The organism is Lysinibacillus fusiformis, from assembly GCF_016925635.1.
Lineage (GTDB): Bacteria > Bacillota > Bacilli > Bacillales_A > Planococcaceae > Lysinibacillus > Lysinibacillus fusiformis_F.
In genome coordinates this window covers 195,886-216,666 of record NZ_CP070490.1, presented here as the reverse complement: position 1 = coordinate 216,666, position 20,781 = coordinate 195,886, and the positions used below count along the sequence as shown (strand labels likewise).

Here is a 20,781-nt window from a genome sequence, read left to right as displayed (position 1 = left end):
GCGGATAGATATGAAAAAGTGACGGATAGAAATTAAAAAGTAATGGATAAAACTATCAATCTGACGGATAGTGCGTAACCTATAGAAATTCGGTATAATAGCTTTCGTAAGGAAGTGAGAAGATGATTCTATCGAAAAAAAGATGGCAGGTGGAGCGTCCAGACGCAACACTTGTACAAGCATTACAAAATGACTTACAACTTTCTGCGATTGCAGCAAAAATTTTAGCAGCACGAGGCTGCGAAACAACAGCTGACGCAGAAAGCTTATTAAATATGACTGAGGCAAATATCCATGATCCATTTCTTATGCATGGTATGGCTGAAGCAGTGGCACGAATTGAACAAGCACTAGATAATGGTGAGAAAATTTTAGTGTATGGTGATTATGATGCAGATGGTGTGACAAGCACAACCGTTATGTTACATGTTTTACTAGATCTAGGAGCGGACGTCTCCTTTAAAATTCCGAATCGTTTTATCCATGGTTATGGTCCGCATGAAGCCCTATTTCGGGAGGCCTATGAAGAGGGTGTACAGTTAATCATTACAGTGGATAATGGGATATCTGGTATCGAGCCTATTCGAGTAGCGAAGGAGCTTGGCATGGATGTCATTGTGACAGATCACCATGAGCCAGGTGAGGAGCTACCGCCAGCAGATATTATTCTTCATCCTCGAATACCAGAAGGACAATATCCGTTCGGCGAGTTAGCGGGAGTAGGGGTTGCCTTTAAGCTGGCACATGCTCTATATGGTGAACTACCAAGCCATTTAATTGAATTTGTGGCGATTGGCACTGTAGCAGATTTAGTCCCTTTGGTGGACGAAAATCGTTATCTCGTGAAGCGAGGTATACAGGAAATGCGCCGTTCTCTTAGCCCGTGGGTACAAGCGATGTGTGACATAGCCAGTACAGAGCAGACAAAAATTACGGAAGAAACGATTGGCTTTTATTTTGGGCCGCGATTAAATGCCGTTGGTCGACTTGGTGAAGCGGCTCCTGGCGTGGAATTATTAATGGCAGAGGATAATGCTAAAGCAACCGCATTGGCAAAACAGTTAAATGCCTGCAATACCGAGCGCAAAGATATTGTGAAAAGTATTACGGATGAAGCCATTGCACTGATTGAAGTAGATGAAAAAGTCGGCAATTCCTTAGTTCTTGTTGTTGCTGGCGAGGGCTGGAATGCAGGTGTTGTGGGAATTGTAGCCTCACGTCTCGTTGAACTATATTATCGTCCAACGATTGTGCTGTCAATCGATCCCGAAAAGGGCACAGCAAAAGGCTCTGCTCGAAGCATTGAAGGATTCCATCTATATAACGAACTAGCTAAAAATCGAGATATTTTACCGCATTTTGGTGGACATCCTATGGCTGCAGGTATGACCTTATCATTAGAGCATGTGGATGAACTACGTACGCGCTTGGATACGCAGGCCAGAGCCTGCTTAACAGAGGAGCAATTAACACCGATCGTGCATATTGATATTCCGCTCAGCATTGACGAAATTTCAGCAGATGCTATTGAGGAAATTTCAACATTAGGCCCGTTCGGCACAGATTTCCCGAAGCCTGTTTATGTGCTTGAGGATGTAGAAATTGCCTCCATGCGTAAAATTGGAGCGGCCGAGAATCATATTAAAATGGAAATAACAAACGGCTATGACAAATTGGATAGTGTTGGTTTTAATAAAGGGCATTTACATGATGAATTAACGTATGGCATCAAAGTTTCCTTTATAGGTGATTTGCAAATTAACGAATGGCAGGGCCGTAAAAAAGCCCAATTTATGATCGAGGATGTCCAAACAACAGAATGGCAACTATTTGATATTCGTGGTATCCGCCAAACAGCTCGATGGCTGAATACGGTACCGAAGGACGAGGCACAGTTTATCGCCTTTCGTCCAGAAACGATGACCTATTATCAATCATTAATTGGTGCACCTATTACATTGGTTGACCCAACCCTTTCAAATATTGAACAAAGTGATTACATCGTGCTCTTAGACTTGCCACACCATGTTCAAAAGCTAGAAGACGTTTTACAGAAGACAACACCTTCACGTATTTATGCTCATTTTTATATGCCTGATTCGCAATACTTTAGTGGTTTACCTACTCGTGAACAATTTACTTGGTATTATAAATTCTTGAAAAATCGACCAGCCTTTCCACTTGATATGCATATTGCGGATTTAGCGAAGCATACGGGCTGGCCATTAGAAACATTAAAATTTATGACACAGGTGTTTTTTGAGCTTGATTTTGTTAAAATGGAGAGTGGACTGACGACTGTCAACGTGAATGCCCCAAAACAAGCACTAACAGAGGCACCGTCTTACAAACAACGTTCAGAACAGATTGAAATGGAGCAAAAGCTTGTCTATGCTCCTTATATAGAATTAAAACAATGGTTTGATGAACGATTAACATAAACGGACGTATAACGTTTCGTAGGAGGAGCAAGAACATGGATTTAAAGCAATACGTTACAACGGTTGAAAACTGGCCAAAAGAAGGCATTACTTTTAGAGATATTACGACAATTATGGATAATGGATCTGCTTACAAATATGCAACAGATCAAATTGTAGAATATGCAAAAGAAGTGGGAGCTGAAATTGTGGTTGGCCCTGAAGCTCGTGGGTTTATTATCGGTTGCCCAGTTGCCTATGCACTTGAAATTGGCTTTGCACCTGTTCGTAAACCAGGTAAATTACCACGTGAGGTGATTAGTGCGGACTATGGTCTAGAGTATGGAAAAGATACATTAACAATGCATCACGATGCGATTAAGCCTGGTCAAAAGGTGTTAATCTGTGATGATTTACTAGCTACTGGAGGAACAGTTGAAGCAACAGTACGTTTAGTGGAACAATTAGGTGGTCAAGTAGTCGGCTGCGCATTTCTAATCGAACTTTTAGAATTAAATGGTCGCGAGAAGCTTGGCGATTTAAATATTAAAACACTTATTCAATATTAAGAGCATTGAAAAAGCGCCCTACACTGTGGGCGCTTTTTTTATACTTCGTCATATGCTTGAATAATTTTTTGCATTGTTCGCAAGGTATCGTAGAAATCTGCGTATTTTTCGGTTCCAATATCCTCGATGATTCTATCTTGAATTCCTTGCCAGATAGGTGCGGCTTCATGTAGCTTTTCTAAGCCTTCCTCAGTGAGCGTAATTTTTTTTGTGCGAGCATCATTTGTATCTCGCTTTAATTCAACATAGCCATGTTGCTTTAATAGATTAATATTACGTGTTACAGTGGTTTGATCGAGTTGTAATATTTCACCTAAACGGCTGATTGACACAGCTTGTTGAAGGTCGATATGTGCAAGCATCGAATATTGTGTAACTTTTAAACCAGTAGGCTGTAGCAGCTTATCATATAATTGCGTGACAACCCTTGTTTTCTTTCTAAGGTTTGCACAAACACATATTTGTGTATAATCAATATTTTTAAGTTGATTCTTCATCGACAGTACTCCTTTGAAGGGATTCTACTTATGATTAGTATACACCCAAAAACTAGAAATTACTTCTTGACAGCTTTATGAACGATTACTATCATTATACATGTATATACATATAAATGAAATGAATAGACTTAAACATGTATATACATGTTTTTCGGTCTATCATAAGAAAAGAAGGTGTTAGGGTGAAGCGTGTTCATTATAGTTGGTTTATTTTGATCGTCACATTTTTCTCGATTATTGTCGCAGGGATTACGATGTCATCATCTGGTGTGTTTATCGATCCCCTTGAAAAAGAATTTCACTGGGATCGTTCAACCATTGCTTTAGCTTTCGCTGTAAGTTTGTTTTTATATGGCATATCTGGACCATTTATGGCTGCACTACTTGAAGTCATTGGTTTAAAGAAAATGATGCTCAGCGCCATGGCCACTTTAGTAGTAGGAATGACTTTAACATTTTTGATGAGTCAATCTTGGCAGTTAATCGTTATTTGGGGAGGTATTATTGGTCTTGGAGCGAGTCTATTTTTAACGGTGCTTAGTCCATATGTTGCGAATCATTGGTTTGTAAAACGCAGAGGGTTAGCAGTTGGTATTTTAACGGCAAGTACAGCCACGGGTCAGTTAATTTTACTGCCAGTGCTAGCTATCATCATCGAACACTATTCTTGGCGATGGGCTATCGCATTAATGCTACTCCTTAGTACAATAATGTTCTTCATGATTGCTATTTTTATTAAAAATAAGCCCCAGGATATTGGTTTGACACCTTATGGACAAGAAGAGACTATAGAAGAACATCCAATACAGCAAAAAAAGAATCCAATAAGCATGGCTTTTTATGGTTTATTAGAGGCGATTAAGGTTAAAGCGTTTTGGTTACTAGCAGGCAGCTTTTTTATTTGTGGTCTATCGACAAGCGGATTAATTGGTACTCATTTTGTCTCTTATTGTATTAGCTTTGGTGTTCCTTTAGTTACCGCTGCATCACTTCTTTCCTTTATGGGCGTTTTTAATTTATTAGGCACGACTGCCTCTGGCTGGTTATCTGATCGCTTCGATAATCGTTGGTTATTGTTTTGGTATTACATGTTAAGAGGCGCTTCTCTTTTATTACTTCCTTATGCACTCGCGCAAGGGTCTTTTGTTTTACTAACGATTTTCACCATCTTTTATGGACTAGATTGGATTGCTACTGTGCCACCAACCATCAGTATGACACGACAAATTTTTGGTATGCATAAAAGTAGTATTATCTACGGCTGGATATTCGCCTCCCATCAAGCAGGAGCGGCGGTTGCAGCGTATGGTGGAGGGTTGATTTATAAATTTTTTAATTCCTATACGTGGGCTTTTTTCCTTGCAGGGATGTTTTGTGCAATGGCCAGTTTATTCGTCATCATTGTTAAAAAGCAAACACCCCAGCAAGCATCAACAAATAAAAGTTGAACCTCGGTATGATGAGGTTCAACTTTTTTAATAAAGAATCTTTTGACATAATACAAACAAAAGTTTATAATATAAACAAATATAATAAAAGGTGATGCTATGAATGAAAGAGAACAGGCGGTGCTTGCTTTAATTCGCCAGAATCCGTTTATGTCTCAGCAAGAAATGGCAGATACAATGAATCTGTCACGTCCCGTGCTTGCTAATTTAGTGTCTAGTTTAACGAAGCAAGGAAAAATTGTAGGTCGTGCTTATATTTTACCCGAGGAAAATGAAATTATTTGCATCGGTGGAGCTAATTTAGACCGCAAATTCCATGTAAAGGGCAATGTTCAATTTGGAACATCTAACCCTGCCAGTTCTTCCTTTAGTGTAGGTGGCGTTGGTCGAAATATTGCTGAAAACTTAGGCAGATTAAACCACCAAGTGACTTTGCTAACAACGGCAGGGAAAGATGCTGATTGGCAAGTGATCCAAGAAGCTTCGGAATCCTTTATGAATCTACGTTATGTAGAGCAGCTAGCAGAGGCTTCTACGGGTTCTTATACTGCCATAATGGATGAACAAGGTGAGCTAGCACTAGCTGTAGCGAATATGGAGGTTTATGACCTTCTGTTACCTAGCTTGTTGAAAAAACATGAAACAATGCTAGTGAACGCGGGATGTTTTATTTTGGATTTAAACTGTCCAAAAGAAACAGTGGCGTATATCCAGCAAGTAGCCATTGCTCGTGCTATTCCACTTGTCATTGTGCCGGTATCTTCGCCAAAAATGAATCGACTACCTGAAACATTACAAGGCGTAACTTGGTTTATTTGTAACACAGATGAAGCGGAAACGATTGTTGGACATAAAATTGAAAACGCTACCCATTATGAAAAAGCATTACAACAGCTTCTACAACTAGGTGCTGAACATGTCATTATCACGGCTGGCAGTAAGGGCGTTTATGCAGCATCTACAACGATTGCGCCTCATCAATTTGCTGCCAAAGTGATTGACAAAATTGAAGATGTAACAGGAGCAGGAGATGCCTTTGTCAGCGCTGTCATTCACAGTTGGTTGACTGGACAATCTTTTGAGACATGTATTGATGCTGGATTAACCAATGCAAAAAATACATTGGCATCTCCTTATACAGTAAGACCTGAATTATCAGTAGATTTGTTGAAAAATGAAATGGAGGAATAACAACATGAAAGAATTCATCGTATTATCAGAAGAAGTAAAAGCAGGACAAGCAAAAGGTCTACCAATCGTTGCATTAGAATCAACAATTATTTCACACGGTATGCCATACCCACAAAACGTGCAAACTGCGCGTGAAGTTGAGCAAATTATTCGCGATAATGGTGCAGTCCCTGCAACCATTGCATTAATTGATGGAAAAATTAAAATCGGTCTATCAGATGAAGAACTAGAAATGTTCGGTAATGCTCAAGGTGTTGCGAAAGCTTCACGTCGTGACTTAGGTTTCTTACTAGCAACGAAAAAATTAGGTGCTACAACAGTTGCAGCGACAATGATCTGTGCAGAGCTTGCAGGTATTGAAATCTTTGTAACAGGCGGAATTGGTGGTGTACACCGCGGTGCTGAAACAACAATGGATATCTCTGCTGACTTAGAAGAATTAGCACAAACAAATGTTGCCGTTATCTGTGCGGGCGCAAAATCAATTTTAGATATCGGTCTTACACTAGAATATCTTGAAACAAAAGGTGTGCCAGTGGTTGGTTATGGTACGGATGAATTACCAGCATTCTACACACGTCAAAGTGGTTTCGATGTAAACTTCCAATTGGATACACCTGAGGAAATTGCAGCAATGCTATCTGCGAAATGGCAATTAGGCTTAAAAGGTGGCGCAGTCATTGCAAATCCAATTCCTGAGGCGGAAGCATTAGAGCATACATTTATTACAAACATTATTGAAAAAGCTTTAGTTGAAGCGGAAGAGAATGGCATTCAAGGTAAAAACGTTACACCATTCTTACTTGGCAAAGTGAAAGAATTAACAGAAGGTAAAAGTCTTGATGCCAATATTGCATTAGTGAAAAACAATGCAGTAGTCGGCGCCAAAATTGCTGTAGCTTATAATCAATTACATTAATCCATTTGTCGAAATAAGGACTCTTTGTGACGTGAAGTCGCAGAGGGTCTTTTTTATTAAAAAGAAGAATATTTTTTCCATTTTTCGAACTGTTCACGAGATTAACTAAACTAAATGATACAGTCTCTTTACAATAGGCCACAATATTTTATACAATTAAGTTTATATCTAATCTGAAAAATTTGACGAGCAAGGTGGACATGTTATGGCGAAAGAGCAAATTTTGACTCCTGAGGACGTTTTTGAGTTAGTCAAATCCTACATGAATGATGAAAATGTCGCATTCGTGAAAAAAGCATATGAATTAGCAAGGGATGCCCATATTGAGCAATTCCGTAGCTCTGGTGAACCGTATATTATTCACCCAGTACAAGTAGCAGGTATTTTAGCTGAATTACAAATGGACCCAGAAACTGTAGCGGCAGGTTTTTTACATGATGTTGTCGAAGATACGGATTTTACGCGGGATGATTTGGTACGTGAATTTGGCGAAGAGGTAGCTGTGCTTGTTGATGGTGTTACCAAACTAGGGAAAATTAAATATTTATCAAAAGAGGCGCAGCAGGCTGAAAATCATCGGAAAATGTTTGTGGCTATGGCACAGGATATCCGTGTCATCCTCATTAAGCTAGCAGACCGTCTTCATAATATGCGTACGTTAAAGCATTTACCTGCTGAAAAGCAACGACGTATTTCAAAAGAGACGCTAGAGATTTTTGCACCACTTGCACATCGTCTTGGAATATCGACTGTAAAATGGGAGCTTGAAGATACAGCACTGCGCTATTTAAACCCACAGCAATATTATCGTATTGTCAGTCTGATGAAGAAAAAACGTGATGAACGTGAAGCTTATTTAGAAAATGTGATGGCTGAGATGAAATCACAACTGAATGAGGTTGAAATTGACGCAGATGTCTATGGTCGACCAAAACATATTTACAGTATCTATCGAAAAATGGTGCTACAAAAGAAACAGTTTAATGAAATTTATGATTTATTAGCCATTCGTGTTCTTGTCGATAGTATTAAAGATTGCTATGCCGTATTAGGGATTGTGCATACACTCTGGAAACCAATGCCAGGGCGCTTTAAAGACTACATTGCTATGCCAAAACAAAACCTGTACCAGTCCCTGCACACGACCGTTATTGGTCCTTATGGTGACCCATTGGAGGTACAGATTCGCACGAAGGAAATGCATAAAATTGCAGAGTACGGGATTGCGGCACACTGGGCGTATAAAGAAGGTAAAAACGTCGATCATCAAAAGCAGAATGTCGATCAAAAATTAACATGGTTCCGCGAAATTTTAGAGTTCCAAAATGAATCTTCCAACGCAGAAGAATTTATGGAATCCTTAAAATTTGATTTATTTTCTGATATGGTTTATGTATTTACACCTGAAGGCGATGTCATTGAATTGCCAGCAGGTTCTGTTCCTATTGATTTTGCTTATCGTGTCCATTCAGAAGTCGGAAATCGTACGATTGGGGCGAAAATCAATGGGAAAATGGTACCGCTTGATACACCATTAAAAACAGGTGATATCATTGAAATTTTAACTTCTAAACAATCCTTTGGTCCGAGTCGCGATTGGCTAAAAATAGCACAATCCTCTCAGGCGAAAAATAAGATTAAGCAATTCTTTAAGCGACATCTGCGTGAAGAAAATATTATCAAAGGTAAAGAAATGATTGAAAAAGAAATCCGTGCGCAGGATTTCGATTTAAAGGAAACAATGTCTTCTGAAAACCTCAAACGTGTATGCGATAAATTTAACTATACAAATGAAGAAGATTTGTATGCGGCAGTTGGCGTGAGTGGCATTACAGCGCAGCAGATAGTAAATCGTCTAGCAGAAAAACGTCGTAAAGAGCGTGAGCAGGAAGAAGCTTTAGAGAAAATCGAACAAAAAATGAAAAATCCAATTCCACAAAAACGGACGGAATCCGGTGTTATTGTAAAGGGCATTGACAATATGCTTATTCGACTTTCTCGTTGCTGTACACCTGTTCCTGGTGATGATATTGTAGGCTTTATTACGAAGGGTAGAGGTGTTTCTGTCCATCGTGAGGACTGTCCAAATATTCAAATAGAGGATGAGCAGGAGCGCTTAATTGAAGTGGAATGGGAGCATGGTGTCATTCCTGAGAAAAAAGAATATCCAGTCGATATCGAAGTATCAGCCTTTGATCGACCTGGTATATTAAATGAAATTATGCAAATTGTTAGTGAGACAAAAACAAATATTTTGGCAGTCAGTGGTCGTGCTGACCGTGAAAAAATGGCAACAATTCATTTAACAATTTCTATTTCAAACATCTCACATTTGCATAAGGTTGTTGAGCGAATTAAACAAACACCTGATATTTATTCAGTGCAGCGTGTCATTAACTAATTGATAGGCAATATAGAATTGGGGTTTTAATACATGAAAGTAGTATTACAGCGCAGTAAAGCTGCCTCTGTAACAGTGGACGGAACTGTTACAGGAGCGATTGATCATGGCTATGTTCTTTTAGTGGGGATTACACATGAAGATACACATGAGGATGTTGCCTATTTAGCAAAAAAAGTAGCCAATTTACGTCTTTGGGAAGATGCAGATGGAAAAATGAATCATTCGATCTTAGAGCATGGAGGCGCTATTTTGTCCGTCTCACAATTTACGTTGTATGGGGATGCAAAAAAAGGGAATCGTCCAAGTTTTATAAATGCAGCTAGACCAGAAGCAGCTGAGCCACTGTGGGAGGCCTTTAATCAAGCATTACGCGAGCACGGCTTACATGTGGAAACAGGTATTTTTGGTGCAATGATGGATGTAGCACTAATTAACGATGGTCCAGTCACAATTCTTCTAGAGTCAAAATAATGGAACGTTTCCTATAATTCCTTCATATACTAAAGAGTATGGTTAGTTTTATAGGAAGGGGTGTCTATGAACATGACGCAGACGAGAAGTATAACCAATCCATATTTATACGAAACTTTTAACATGATGATTGGTCAGGTAGTAGTTGTGCAAACAGAAAAAAATATTCAAAAAGGTATTTTATTATCCATACTACCTGACCATATGATCCTTGAGATGAATCGTACGCCTTTCTTCATTCGAATGGAGGAAATTGTATGGGTTACATTGGAAACTACAAAAAAATGAGAAAGTATGAACCTTCCAATCATAATAGATGATAGAAGGTTCTTTTTTTATCTGTTTATGGTAAATGAAAATGTCTGAATGACAAATAGTAGTGATCCTGCAAATGTTTTTTTGGAATAATATAAAAGGTGTTTCTACCTCTCCTCCTCATTCATTACCTTCAGCAAACGTATTATTAGCAGTTCAATCCCTTCATTATGAATGCAATGAAAATAAAAGCATTCCATATACAATCGACTTATATTTGCCCGCTAATTTGACAGTTAACATGCTTATTTTAAATTGGGAATTATGGTTAAAAGCGACAACAAACCATCCATATTCAAAATGCTTATCAAACACATTGCTGTCTTCACCACAGACTATACCCATCTCTTGATTGAACAATGTGAAACGAACATCATGTGTATGATAGATGACGACAATTAGATTGATAATTTTATTTTAGAAAAATAATAAATTTAACATTAATAATCTGTGGGATGTACATTATTATCCGATTACTCGTGTTTGTGGGGAAGGAGGATCTTTATAGCCAAGGTCAGCCAAGAAGCTTAATAATAAGGTAACTATAAAGTATGCTTGCTAAAATAATAGAAAATTAATACTTTACAATAAATTTAAACTCATGTATATTTATTTTCAATTAGCGACAAATAGCGACAATGGTGTGAAAATGTCTAAATAGAGAAAAAGGAGCGTGGTTTAATGGAAAATGAACAGGGGATAAAGAAGAAAAGCTGGTTGAAGGTACCTCATACATATACGATTATTTTTGCCATTATTTTTTTAGCAGGTATTGCAAGCTACATCATACCAGCAGGTGAGTTTGAACGTGTAGAGGATGAGGAAGGGCGAATGCTCGTTGTAGATGGAAGCTATCATCATATTGAGAGTGAGCCAGTTTCCTTTTTCGAAATGTTTACAGCCGTTCCAATGGGTCTTGAAAAAGGGGCTCAAATCATTTTCTATATTTTTTTAGTCAGTGGTGTGTTTGGCATTATTCGTTCTACAGGTGCGATTGAGGCTGGTGTCTATAAAGGAGTAAAAGCTTTAGAGGGAAGAGAAAAATTACTTATTCCTTTATCGATGATTTTATTCTCTGTTGGTGGTTTTACAATGGGGATGGCGGAAGAAACAATTATTTTCGTGCCAATTGGTGTGGCCATTGCACGTGCGATGGGCTTTGATGCTGTAACAGGAACTGCCATGATCACTCTTGGTGCTGCCAGTGGATTTTTTGGAGGAATGCTTAATCCCTTTACAGTAGGTGTTGCGCAATCATTAGCAGATGTACCATTATTCTCAGGAATTGGCTTCCGTGCTGTAGTCTATGTTTTTGTTTTAGCTTTTGCGATTTTCTATGTATCTCGTTATGCTTTTAAGGTGAAAAAGAATCCACAGGCAAGCGTTATTTACGAGATTGAGCAAAAAGCTAAATCCAATGTATCTGCGATTGACATCCCAACATTAACAGGCAAGCATAAATTTGTATTCATTGTCATGGCTTGTGGGATTGGCTTTAATATTTATGGTGTCTTTAATTGGGGCTGGTTCTTGACGCAGCTAACTGCATCCTTTTTAATTATGGGGTTAATTGCAGGACTAATTGGTGGTTTAAAACCTGCCACTATTTTTGATTCCTTTATTGAGGGAGCTAAGGCTGTAACGTTTGGAGCTTTAATTGTAGGTTTTGCTCGTGCTATTACGGTTGTTTTAGAGCAGGGGAAAATTATCGATACGATCGTTTATGCGGCATCTGAAACAATTGGACATTTGCCACATGCTATCAGTGCAATCGGCATGTTACTTATCCAAGCCCTTTTGAATTTATTTATTTCATCTGGTAGTGGACAGGCAGCTGCAACAATGCCAATTATGATTCCAATTACGGATTTATTAGGATTAGAACGACAAGTGGCTGTTTTAGCCTTCCAATATGGAGATTCCTTAACGAACTCTATTATCCCTACTTCGTCTGCGTTAATGGCGTATTTAGCCGTTGCAGGTATCCCATATGAAAAGTGGATTAAGTTTATCTGGAAGATGATTCTTGGATGGGCAGTGATTGCGTGTCTAGCGTTGATTGCTGCGGTAGCATTAGGAATATCTTAAAATATGAGAAAAGATCAGGACACTAGCAGAAAAAGACCTTTTAGCAAGGCGAGGGGTTGATTTTCTGCAAAGTGTCCTTACTTTTTTTCATAGTTGCATAGCCCCAATATCTGTATTCTTAGAGGGGATAGGCTCTTTATTTTAATGTGGAGAAGTGATGCGTTACAATACCCATCTATAAAGAGTAGTGAACACCTTCACTAATAAGGTAACACTTTTGTAACGGAAACCATTTTCACCTTTTATAAAAATTCTATTAATTGTTTTCAACACTATGAAAAAAGATGATGTCAACGGCAGAAAAAGCAACTTTGCAAGGTGAGGGGTTGATTTCTGTTCCGCCAGCGTCCTTTCCAGGGGGCGTCCGATGAGCCGCTTCACTCACTTACGTTCGCTCCAGGGTCTCCTCTGTGACGCTAAATCCCCTAGGAGTGAGCTGGCTCCACTCCAATCACCCATTCTGCAAAAGTGTCTTTTCCTCATTTTTCATACTAGCGGTAGCGATCAAAATAGCCCATGATTTGTATGATTAGAAAAAGGATAGGCTTTTATTTTCAATGTAGAGAAGTGATGAATGACAACACCTCTTCCTAAAGAGTAGTGAACACCTTCACTTTATTTGAAAACCTTTGCTAAAAAGTCAGTGGGTTGAAGTGGAAGGCTACTTGACCATAGCCGTGTCCTTAAGAAAACATCAGACATCCTACGCCAGATTTTCGTGTGTTTATCTTCTGTTTAAAATGGGTATTACACAAGGAGTGAGGGAAAAATGGCCTCACTAAATAAACTATACAAATTATCCATCCAAATATTGGGTTTACATCGACTTTTAAGAAGTTTTGCGTTTTTTACACTTTAGGCAAAATGACGAAACGTTTCGGGTGAGCGTATCGAAATAGACATATAGCTGTTTTTTCGAATGCCACATACTTTTTAAAAGTCGATTTATTTGTTTTGCAATCAACCGGACCGTCTTTCTTTCACTAATCCTCCGTTTTCTTGTCACCCATAGATCATTTCTCATCATTCCCATGATCATTTCAGTCAATAAAAGCACAATACTTTGAAGATAGAAATGACATAACCATCGTTCAATCTTCACCTTCTTCACCTTATCGACTTCTAAATCTGATTTCCATGTTTTAAATAAGAGCTCGATTTGCCAGCGTAATCGGTAAAGTTCATGAATTTCACTTGCTGGCATATCCTCTGGTACATTTGTTAAATAGATGACCACTCCAGGTATTTGTTCTACTTCATTTTTATGGACTTGCCCTTGTTTCTTTTGACGTCTTCTTTTTTCCCGCTTGTGTAGCTCTTTTTTCTGTTCCTCTGAGAGGCGATAGAGAATACAACGTGCAGGCATTTTTTCGTGTCGTCCTACAAATAATTGGGACCACTCTTTGTATTCGCCACGTACCATATCTAATGCGATTTCTTCTAAATGAATTTGTTTGTAACGGCGACTTTCAATCAATTTCCCATTTGGATGACGAGGTGGATGACTTACTTCGACAAACAATTGCGTATCTTTTTTCGTTTTTGTGATATAGAAAGCACCTTTTGCGTGCACCTTTTTAAAAAAATCGAATTGAAAATAGCCTAAATCCTGTAGAACCAGTTCTCTCTCCTGAATCAAAGGTAATCGCGTCATTCCTGCTGGATTATCGGCATCACGTCCGTTCATTAAATCAAAATAAAGTAGCTGTTGGGTTAAATAATCAAACTCCACTTGCACTTTAACAGACGAACAATGGACACCCTGAAAATTTCCCTGATAGGCATCTGGCAATTTGATCGTTGTGCTATCTAAAATACGTATTCGAGTAAATGTGTATCCCGTTAGCTTGGGGAAGGCGAGTTGAAGCTGCGTTTTGAATAATCGTCCAAAAATGGTTTCCAAAAAAGTAACAGCCCGTTCATCAAAGCGTTTATTAAGAGCCGATTTCGTCATAAATATATCCTGCTCCGCCAAGTCCGTACAAAGCGTTTCAAGCGAATCACTGATAATCTCACTCTTTTTCAAAAACAGAAAGTGTAAAAATTGTGCCGCACTAAACGAACGCTCGCGTTGAATAAAACCCGATAATCTACCCACCTCTTTTACTTCATTTTTCCCAAGTATCTGAAAAAGTGGCGCAAGTAATTGAATATTTTCTGGTTTCATTTTGCTGGACCTCCTTTATCAAGTGTACTTATCTATACCTTGATAAGAGAAATATGAACCAACGAATAAAGGAAATCACTAAGGACACGGCTATGGCTACTTGACTCCCGTGGGATAGCGAGACAGGCGAAGCCCTGCACGGAGCGGTAGCGGAGGAAGCGATTCGGCGCTCGCCCACAGGAAAGCAAGTAGCCTGCAATGGAAATCCATTTCTACCTTTCAATTGACAGTTTTGTTTTTCAACATTAAGAAAAAGCTGTGGATGCTCATCCACAGCTTTTTGCTTTATTCATCTTGTTCATTAAAGTAGTTGAGAATCCCTTGATAAATACCAAGAGTCGCTTGTTCACGGAATTTCGCCGTTGTGATGACGCGCTCCTCACTTGAATTGCTCAAGAAGCCTAACTCAATGAGGACTGCCTTTTGACGATTTTCTCGTAGGACTAAATAATTCCCTTGTTGTGCACCACGATCTCTCAAATCTATTTTACTTGATAGTCCATCATGAATCGCCTCAGCAAGCCCTTTTTGATTGCTATTCATATAGTAAGACGTGAAGCCGTTAATGGAGCTATCGTCTGTTGCATCGTAATGAAGGCTAATAAAGGCATCTGCCTCATATTGATGGGCAATTGATACACGTTTACGCAATGCCACATATTCATCTGATTCTCTCGTCATGACCACGTTTGCGCCAGCAGCACTTAGCTTGGAAGCAAGCAGCGTGGCCGTTTTCAAAGTAATGCCCTTTTCCTCTGTACCACGTTGACCAGTTGTACCATGGTCATTCCCACCATGACCAGCATCAACAACTATCGTTAACCCGCTTAATGTCCCTTTTTTACGGGGCTCTTCTTTTTCTTTCTGTGAATTTGTCGCTTTATTGGAACTTGTTGTGACCACCCAGTTGGCGACAAAAGCTGTTTTTTCGTCGTCTAATTGTATTTCATAAAAATCATTTTTAACGCCTACAATCGGGTAATTTACACCAGCATCTACACGTTCGACCACTTCAGCTGCCGTTGAGGCATCCGTTCGTAGATTTGTCCCATTATAAATAATGGTAACAGACTCCAACTCTTTGGAAGTTGACGTTTTTGATGTGCTCTTTACTTTATTGGAAAATGTACCGTAAAAACTATAGACCCAACCCGTTTTTTTATCATTGTACTGAATTTGTACCCAATTATGCTCATGCGCCAGTACTTTAAAGGCTTGACCTTTTGTTGCTGTGCCGATTTTTTTAGCGTTCAAGTCTGGTTTTTTTCGGATATTTAGGACGTCCACTAAAATGGTAAAGGTTGTATCCTTGTTGGCAGGTGTTGCGGTTGTAGTAGTTACTTCAACAGCATCTTCTTTGGGTTCTGTTTCTTTTTTAGGATTATCGTTGATCGTGACATAATCCTTCGAAACCCATCCTGTTAATCCATTCCAATCAATTTTTGCCCATTCTACATTTTCTTCGATGAGGTTTGCTTGGTTACCCGTAGAAAGTTGACCAAGAACAGCTGAAGAGATGTCTGGTTCTGTTCGAATATTTAAACGGTCAACTTGTGAAATGACGGTTTTATCGATGGCTTGTTTAGCATTTGTAGGTGCGGTCAGCCAAGAGGCAACCCAACCTTCGTAGTTACCTGCTTTGACTTGATACCAATCACCTTCTCGACCGATTGAGGTTAAAGGGTCACCTTCTTCTAAAGTCGTAATAATGGGATAAGACAATCCAGGACCCTCACGCAAATGAAGAATCGTTCCCGCGACTTTTAGATCACTGGTATCAGCGGAAGCTTTTTGAACAAAGTTCTTATTGGGAATCGCCATCGTTACCATTAGTACGAAGATGATTATACTATGTAAAATTTTTGTCCTCATCAGATTCCTCCTATTCCTTGTGCTATTTTACCATGCTTTTATCATAAAATTCGTGGTAAAATGGTAACAGAATTGGTTATTTTCAATATAGACTGATGAAAAATACAAAAATAGTTGACATTGCCTTAGCTAGTGACTAACATAAAGGGTAATCGAAAAATGATTAATCGCTTATGACCAAGCAAGTAGCGTATACCACTATTGGAAAAGAGAGGGAAAGACTTAGGCTGCAATCTTTCCTACAAAAATGTATCACGCGAATAACACTTGAGAGGCTTTTTTCTGAAAGGCAGTGCCTAGTAGGAAAAAACGGAATCGGCCGTTATCCGATTACGAGGAGGACACATGTAATGATTTGTGTCAACTAGGGTGGAACCGCGGAAGCTTATACAGCTCTCGTCCCTTGCAATAGCAAGGTGACGGGGGCTTTTTTTGTTGTCCAAAAAAGTAATGCGTTCATTCGAGGATGGTTGTTTTTGCTCAGAGAAGAGGAGAAGGCGCTCCTAAAAAGAGAGAAAGTGCTCCAACTAGAGTGAAAAGTGCTCATCAAAGGTTGCAACCCGCTCCAACCGGATAGAAAACCGCTCAATCGAAGCATGCCTTCGCTCAAAGTGGGACGACAGCTGCTCTATCATAAGCAATCTATATAGGAGGGAATTACATGAGTTTTAAAGTGCCACGAGGGACACAAGATATTTTGCCGGGTCAATCTGAAAAATGGCAAAAGGTTGAAGCGATTATTCGTGATATTTGTCGTGTTTATCGCTATAACGAAATTCGCACACCAATTTTCGAGCAAACGGATCTATTTGCACGTGGTGTTGGGGAAACAACAGATGTTGTGCAAAAGGAAATGTATACATTTGAAGATCGTGGGGGGCGTTCATTAACACTACGCCCAGAAAATACGGCTGGTGTCGTACGTGCCTATGTGGAGCATAAAATGTTTGGTGCTCCAGATCAGCCAGTTAAGCTTTCTTACTTAGGACCAATGTTCCGCTATGAGCGTCAACAAGCTGGTCGTTATCGTCAATTTGTACAGTTTGGAGTAGAAGCAATTGGTTCAGCAGATCCTGCGATTGATGCAGAAGTCATTGCTCTTGCAATGGACGTCTACGAATCAGCTGGTTTAAAGGATTTAAAATTAGTAATTAATTCACTTGGTGATAAAGAAACGCGTGATACACATCGTACAGCATTATTACAGCATTTTGAGCCACATATTCATGAGTTTTGCTCAGATTGTCAAAGTCGTTTACAAAAAAATCCATTACGAATTTTAGATTGTAAGGTAGATCGTGAGCACCCATTAATGCAAACGGCTCCTGCGTTAACTGATTTCTTAACAGAAGAATCAGCTGCTTATTTCGCTCAAGTGAAAACATACTTAGATACATTGGGTATTTCTTACGAAGTTGACCCAAATCTTGTGCGAGGACTTGATTATTACAATCACACAACATTTGAAATTATGTCCACAGCATCTGGCTTTGGGGCCATTACAACATTGTGTGGTGGTGGACGCTACAATGGATTAGTGCAAGAAATTGGCGGTCCAGATGTACCAGGTATTGGTTTCGCACTAAGTATTGAGCGTTTGTTGCTGGCACTTGAAGCGGAGGGCGTTGAATTAGATACAGCTTCAGGGCTAGATGTTTACATTATTGCAATGGGCGATGAAGCGAAGCAAAAGGCTGTTGAGCTGACAAGTACTTTCCGCGCGAAGGGCCTTGCGACAGAGATGGATTATTTAGACCGTAAAATGAAAGCCCAAATGAAATCAGCGGATCGTCTAGGTGCAAAATATACCCTTGTTCTTGGTGAAACAGAACTTGAAGAGCAGGCAGCTGCTGTGAAACATATGGAATCTGGTGAACAGCACAAAGTGACATTCTCAGAGCTAGTGAACTATTTAACACAACAAGCATAAAAACAGACAGAGGGCATTTGTAGTGAAATGCTACATAAATTGAAGATATTTTGGAGGAATTTAACAATGGCTACAAGAACACATGCTAGTAACGAGCTTTCAGAAGTGTTACAAGGCGAAAAAGTCGTATTAAAAGGTTGGGTACAGCGCCGTCGTGACCTTGGTGGTTTAATTTTCATTGATTTACGTGATCGTACTGGTATTACGCAAGTCGTTTTTAGTCCAGATGTGGCAGAAGCACATGCATTAGCGGATAAAGTGCGTAGTGAATATGTGATCGAGGTGGAAGGTACAGTCATTCTTCGTACAGAGGATCAAATCAATCCAAATGTGCCAAACGGTAAAATCGAAGTGGAAGCAACAAAATTAGTCGTGATTAATACGGCAAAAACTACGCCATTCCAGATTGAAGATCGCACAGACGTATCAGAAGATTTACGTTTGAAATATCGCTATCTTGACTTACGTCGTCCGGTAATGTTCGATACATTCAAAATGCGTTCTGATGTGACACGTACAATTCGTAACTTCCTACAAAACGAAGGTTTCTTAGAAGTAGAAACACCAATTTTAACAAAATCAACGCCAGAGGGTGCTCGTGACTATTTAGTACCTTCACGTGTTCATGAAGGTGAATTTTACGCATTACCACAATCACCTCAATTATTTAAACAATTATTAATGGTTGCTGGCTTTGAAAAGTATTTCCAAATTGCGCGTTGCTTCCGCGATGAAGACTTACGTGCTGACCGTCAACCAGAGTTTACACAGGTGGACATTGAAACGAGCTTCTTAACACAAGAAGAAGTATTAGAAATGAATGAACGCTTAATCCAAGCGGTAATGAAAGAAGTAAAAGGAATCGACATTCCTGCACCATTCCAACGCATGAAATACCAAGAAGCAATGGATCGCTATGGTTCAGATAAGCCAGATGTACGTTTTGGATTAGAGCTAGTAGCGTTAAATGATATTTTTGAAGGCTGTAATTTCAAAGTATTTGCCGATACTGTTGCACAAGGTAAACAAGTAAAAAGTATCAATATTAAAGGTGCAGCTGACAACTATTCTCGTAAAGACATGGACGAGTTAACGAAATTCGTTGGTATTTACGGAGCAAAAGGTCTTGCTTGGTTAAAGGTTACAGAAGAAGGCCTAAACGGTCCAATCGCGAAATTCTTTGACGAAGCGTTAGCAGCAGCATTAATCGAGCGTATGGGGGCAGAAGTTGGCGATATTCTAGTATTTGTCGCTGATAAAGCAGCTATTGTAGCAGCTTCTTTAGGTGCTCTACGTACGAAATTAGGACAAGATTTAAACCTAATCGATGAATCACAATTTGCTTTCCTTTGGATTACTGACTGGCCATTATTCGAATACTCTGAGGAAGATGGACGTTACTATGCTGCACACCATCCATTCACACGTCCGTTTGATGAAGATATAGCGTTAATGGACACAGACCCTGCAGCAGTACGGGCACAAGCATATGATATCGTTTTAAACGGCTACGAACTTGGTGGTGGTTCATTACGTATTTATGAACGTGAGCTACAAGAAAAAATGTTTGAATTACTTGGCTTCTCAGAAGAAGAAGCACAAGCACAATTCGGCTTCTTATTAGAAGCGTTTGAATATGGCGTACCACCACATGCTGGTCTTGCCTTTGGTCTTGATCGCTTCGTGATGCTATTAGCAGGTCGTACTAATTTACGCGATACAATTGCATTCCCGAAAACAGCTAGTGCTAGTTGCTTGATGACAGAGGCACCAAGCGAAGTATCTCCTGAACAACTAAGTGAATTAAGCCTGGCCATCAAACCTTTTAGAAAATAATAGATAATACAAAATACCTGGATTTTCTAGCAAATACTGTTGGAAATCTAGGTATTTTTTGCGTTTTCTTAAAAAATTATAGATTATTAGAGAAAATAGTTTGAATTATCAGAAAAGTGGTGTTATGATAACTGTAATACGAATCCTGATGTGTTTGTCTAACTGCTAACTCTACTTCACAGTTTTGACCGAACACTATAGAATCGGGAGCCTTCATTTTGTAGTCGCAAACATGCCCCATGCAAAGCGGGACGTTTAAAGCTGCAAAGCGGGCACCCACCTGCAAATTGCGGGTTCAAAACGAATGTTTCTTGGCATTACGGCACAATTGGGATTCGTCCTATACATAGGATTGAAAGGAGCTTAACAATGGCTCCTTTTTTTATGCGTTAAATTAAACAGGAGCAGAATGATGGATTAGGAAAGTAAATACAGTTCAGGGCATAGCGATTTAATAAAGAGCTAGTATAGCATTTTAAATAAATAAAAATTTAGAAAATACGAAAGATTACTTTTTATTTCTGTTGGAGAAGCATATAATTGGTATAGACAACTATACCTTCTTTGAAAGAGGCAATGTTTTATAAAGGGAGACGACGATTACACAATCCATAACCAAAATTGAAAGCGCTTAATTCCATGAGGCTAAAT

General features: G+C 39.2%; 14 protein-coding genes, 1 other RNA gene and 1 other annotated feature. Of the genes, 12 read left to right on the top strand and 3 right to left on the bottom strand.

Annotated features, from left to right (window positions below; genetic code table 11):
- The first annotated feature begins 122 nt into the window (after nucleotides 1–122).
- Complete coding sequence (gene recJ / locus JTI58_RS01010) at nucleotides 123–2,441, top strand: single-stranded-DNA-specific exonuclease RecJ (protein ID WP_205444618.1); 2,319 nt, start codon at nucleotides 123–125, stop codon at nucleotides 2,439–2,441.
- 35 nt (nucleotides 2,442–2,476) lie between these two features.
- The gene (locus tag JTI58_RS01005) at nucleotides 2,477–2,989 is read left to right on the top strand and encodes an adenine phosphoribosyltransferase (protein WP_205444616.1); all 513 of its coding nucleotides are present in this window, start codon (nucleotides 2,477–2,479) and stop codon (nucleotides 2,987–2,989) included.
- Nucleotides 2,990–3,027: 38 nt separating this feature from the next.
- Here the strand turns inward: JTI58_RS01005 and JTI58_RS01000 are convergent, their stop codons facing one another.
- The gene (locus JTI58_RS01000; protein WP_205444614.1) at nucleotides 3,028–3,486 is read right to left on the bottom strand and encodes a MarR family winged helix-turn-helix transcriptional regulator; all 459 of its coding nucleotides are present in this window, start codon (nucleotides 3,484–3,486) and stop codon (nucleotides 3,028–3,030) included.
- 185 nt (nucleotides 3,487–3,671) lie between these two features.
- Between JTI58_RS01000 and JTI58_RS00995 the strand changes: the two genes are divergently transcribed.
- The 7 genes from JTI58_RS00995 to JTI58_RS00965 all read left to right on the top strand — a co-directional run bounded on the left by JTI58_RS00995 (nucleotide 3,672) and on the right by JTI58_RS00965 (nucleotide 12,325).
- A complete protein-coding gene (locus tag JTI58_RS00995; RefSeq protein WP_205444612.1) occupies nucleotides 3,672–4,937 on the top strand; it encodes an MFS transporter in 1,266 nt (421 codons plus the stop codon).
- A gap of 99 nt (nucleotides 4,938–5,036) precedes the next feature.
- The gene (locus JTI58_RS00990; protein ID WP_205444610.1) at nucleotides 5,037–6,128 is read left to right on the top strand and encodes a carbohydrate kinase; all 1,092 of its coding nucleotides are present in this window, start codon (nucleotides 5,037–5,039) and stop codon (nucleotides 6,126–6,128) included.
- A 4-nt stretch (nucleotides 6,129–6,132) separates the two neighbouring features.
- Nucleotides 6,133–7,047, top strand: a complete 915-nt coding sequence (locus JTI58_RS00985) for a pseudouridine-5'-phosphate glycosidase (RefSeq protein ID WP_205444609.1) — start codon at nucleotides 6,133–6,135, stop codon at nucleotides 7,045–7,047.
- 205 nt (nucleotides 7,048–7,252) lie between these two features.
- Nucleotides 7,253–9,448: a RelA/SpoT family protein gene (locus JTI58_RS00980; RefSeq protein ID WP_205444607.1), complete on the top strand. Its 2,196-nt coding sequence runs from the start codon at nucleotides 7,253–7,255 to the stop codon at nucleotides 9,446–9,448.
- A gap of 33 nt (nucleotides 9,449–9,481) precedes the next feature.
- Entirely contained in the window at nucleotides 9,482–9,922 is a 441-nt protein-coding gene (dtd, locus tag JTI58_RS00975; protein WP_205444605.1) for a D-aminoacyl-tRNA deacylase, read from the top strand.
- A 72-nt stretch (nucleotides 9,923–9,994) separates the two neighbouring features.
- Nucleotides 9,995–10,210, top strand: coding sequence for a DUF2642 domain-containing protein (locus JTI58_RS00970; protein ID WP_205444603.1), 216 nt, complete (start codon nucleotides 9,995–9,997; stop codon nucleotides 10,208–10,210).
- Between the two features lie 708 nt (nucleotides 10,211–10,918).
- Nucleotides 10,919–12,325 carry a YfcC family protein gene (locus tag JTI58_RS00965; protein WP_205444602.1) on the top strand — a complete coding sequence of 469 codons (1,407 nt, stop codon included), beginning with the start codon at nucleotides 10,919–10,921 and terminating at the stop codon, nucleotides 12,323–12,325.
- A gap of 829 nt (nucleotides 12,326–13,154) precedes the next feature.
- Here the strand turns inward: JTI58_RS00965 and JTI58_RS00960 are convergent.
- Nucleotides 13,155–14,492: an IS4 family transposase gene (locus JTI58_RS00960; RefSeq protein WP_205442175.1), complete on the bottom strand. Its 1,338-nt coding sequence runs from the start codon at nucleotides 14,490–14,492 to the stop codon at nucleotides 13,155–13,157.
- Nucleotides 14,493–14,777: 285 nt separating this feature from the next.
- Nucleotides 14,778–16,364 carry an N-acetylmuramoyl-L-alanine amidase family protein gene (locus tag JTI58_RS00955; RefSeq protein WP_205444600.1) on the bottom strand — a complete coding sequence of 529 codons (1,587 nt, stop codon included), beginning with the start codon at nucleotides 16,362–16,364 and terminating at the stop codon, nucleotides 14,778–14,780.
- Nucleotides 16,365–16,528: 164 nt separating this feature from the next.
- Nucleotides 16,529–16,771 (top strand) — a binding site (T-box leader).
- Between the two features lie 254 nt (nucleotides 16,772–17,025).
- Here JTI58_RS00955 and hisS point away from each other — a divergent pair.
- From hisS to ssrS, 3 genes are all read left to right on the top strand, one after another.
- Nucleotides 17,026–18,294 carry a histidine--tRNA ligase gene (gene hisS / locus JTI58_RS00950; RefSeq protein ID WP_205444599.1) on the top strand — a complete coding sequence of 423 codons (1,269 nt, stop codon included), beginning with the start codon at nucleotides 17,026–17,028 and terminating at the stop codon, nucleotides 18,292–18,294.
- A gap of 66 nt (nucleotides 18,295–18,360) precedes the next feature.
- The gene (gene aspS / locus JTI58_RS00945; protein WP_205444597.1) at nucleotides 18,361–20,130 is read left to right on the top strand and encodes an aspartate--tRNA ligase; all 1,770 of its coding nucleotides are present in this window, start codon (nucleotides 18,361–18,363) and stop codon (nucleotides 20,128–20,130) included.
- A gap of 139 nt (nucleotides 20,131–20,269) precedes the next feature.
- Nucleotides 20,270–20,469, top strand: a non-coding RNA gene (ssrS, locus tag JTI58_RS00940) — 6S RNA.
- Nucleotides 20,470–20,781 lie beyond the last annotated feature (312 nt).

What these genes read in the sequence shown, in the direction of transcription:
- recJ (WP_205444618.1), top strand. Translation starts at nt 123, where the DNA reads ATGATTCTATCGAAAAAAAGATGGCAGGTGGAGCGTCCAGACGCAACA.
- JTI58_RS01005 (WP_205444616.1), top strand. Translation starts at nt 2,477, where the DNA reads ATGGATTTAAAGCAATACGTTACAACGGTTGAAAACTGGCCAAAAGAA.
- JTI58_RS01000 (WP_205444614.1), bottom strand. Translation starts at nt 3,486, where the DNA reads ATGAAGAATCAACTTAAAAATATTGATTATACACAAATATGTGTTTGT.
- JTI58_RS00990 (WP_205444610.1), top strand. Translation starts at nt 5,037, where the DNA reads ATGAATGAAAGAGAACAGGCGGTGCTTGCTTTAATTCGCCAGAATCCG.
- JTI58_RS00985 (WP_205444609.1), top strand. Translation starts at nt 6,133, where the DNA reads ATGAAAGAATTCATCGTATTATCAGAAGAAGTAAAAGCAGGACAAGCA.
- JTI58_RS00980 (WP_205444607.1), top strand. Translation starts at nt 7,253, where the DNA reads ATGGCGAAAGAGCAAATTTTGACTCCTGAGGACGTTTTTGAGTTAGTC.
- dtd (WP_205444605.1), top strand. Translation starts at nt 9,482, where the DNA reads ATGAAAGTAGTATTACAGCGCAGTAAAGCTGCCTCTGTAACAGTGGAC.
- JTI58_RS00970 (WP_205444603.1), top strand. Translation starts at nt 9,995, where the DNA reads ATGACGCAGACGAGAAGTATAACCAATCCATATTTATACGAAACTTTT.
- JTI58_RS00965 (WP_205444602.1), top strand. Translation starts at nt 10,919, where the DNA reads ATGGAAAATGAACAGGGGATAAAGAAGAAAAGCTGGTTGAAGGTACCT.
- JTI58_RS00960 (WP_205442175.1), bottom strand. Translation starts at nt 14,492, where the DNA reads ATGAAACCAGAAAATATTCAATTACTTGCGCCACTTTTTCAGATACTT.
- JTI58_RS00955 (WP_205444600.1), bottom strand. Translation starts at nt 16,364, where the DNA reads ATGAGGACAAAAATTTTACATAGTATAATCATCTTCGTACTAATGGTA.
- hisS (WP_205444599.1), top strand. Translation starts at nt 17,026, where the DNA reads ATGAGTTTTAAAGTGCCACGAGGGACACAAGATATTTTGCCGGGTCAA.
- aspS (WP_205444597.1), top strand. Translation starts at nt 18,361, where the DNA reads ATGGCTACAAGAACACATGCTAGTAACGAGCTTTCAGAAGTGTTACAA.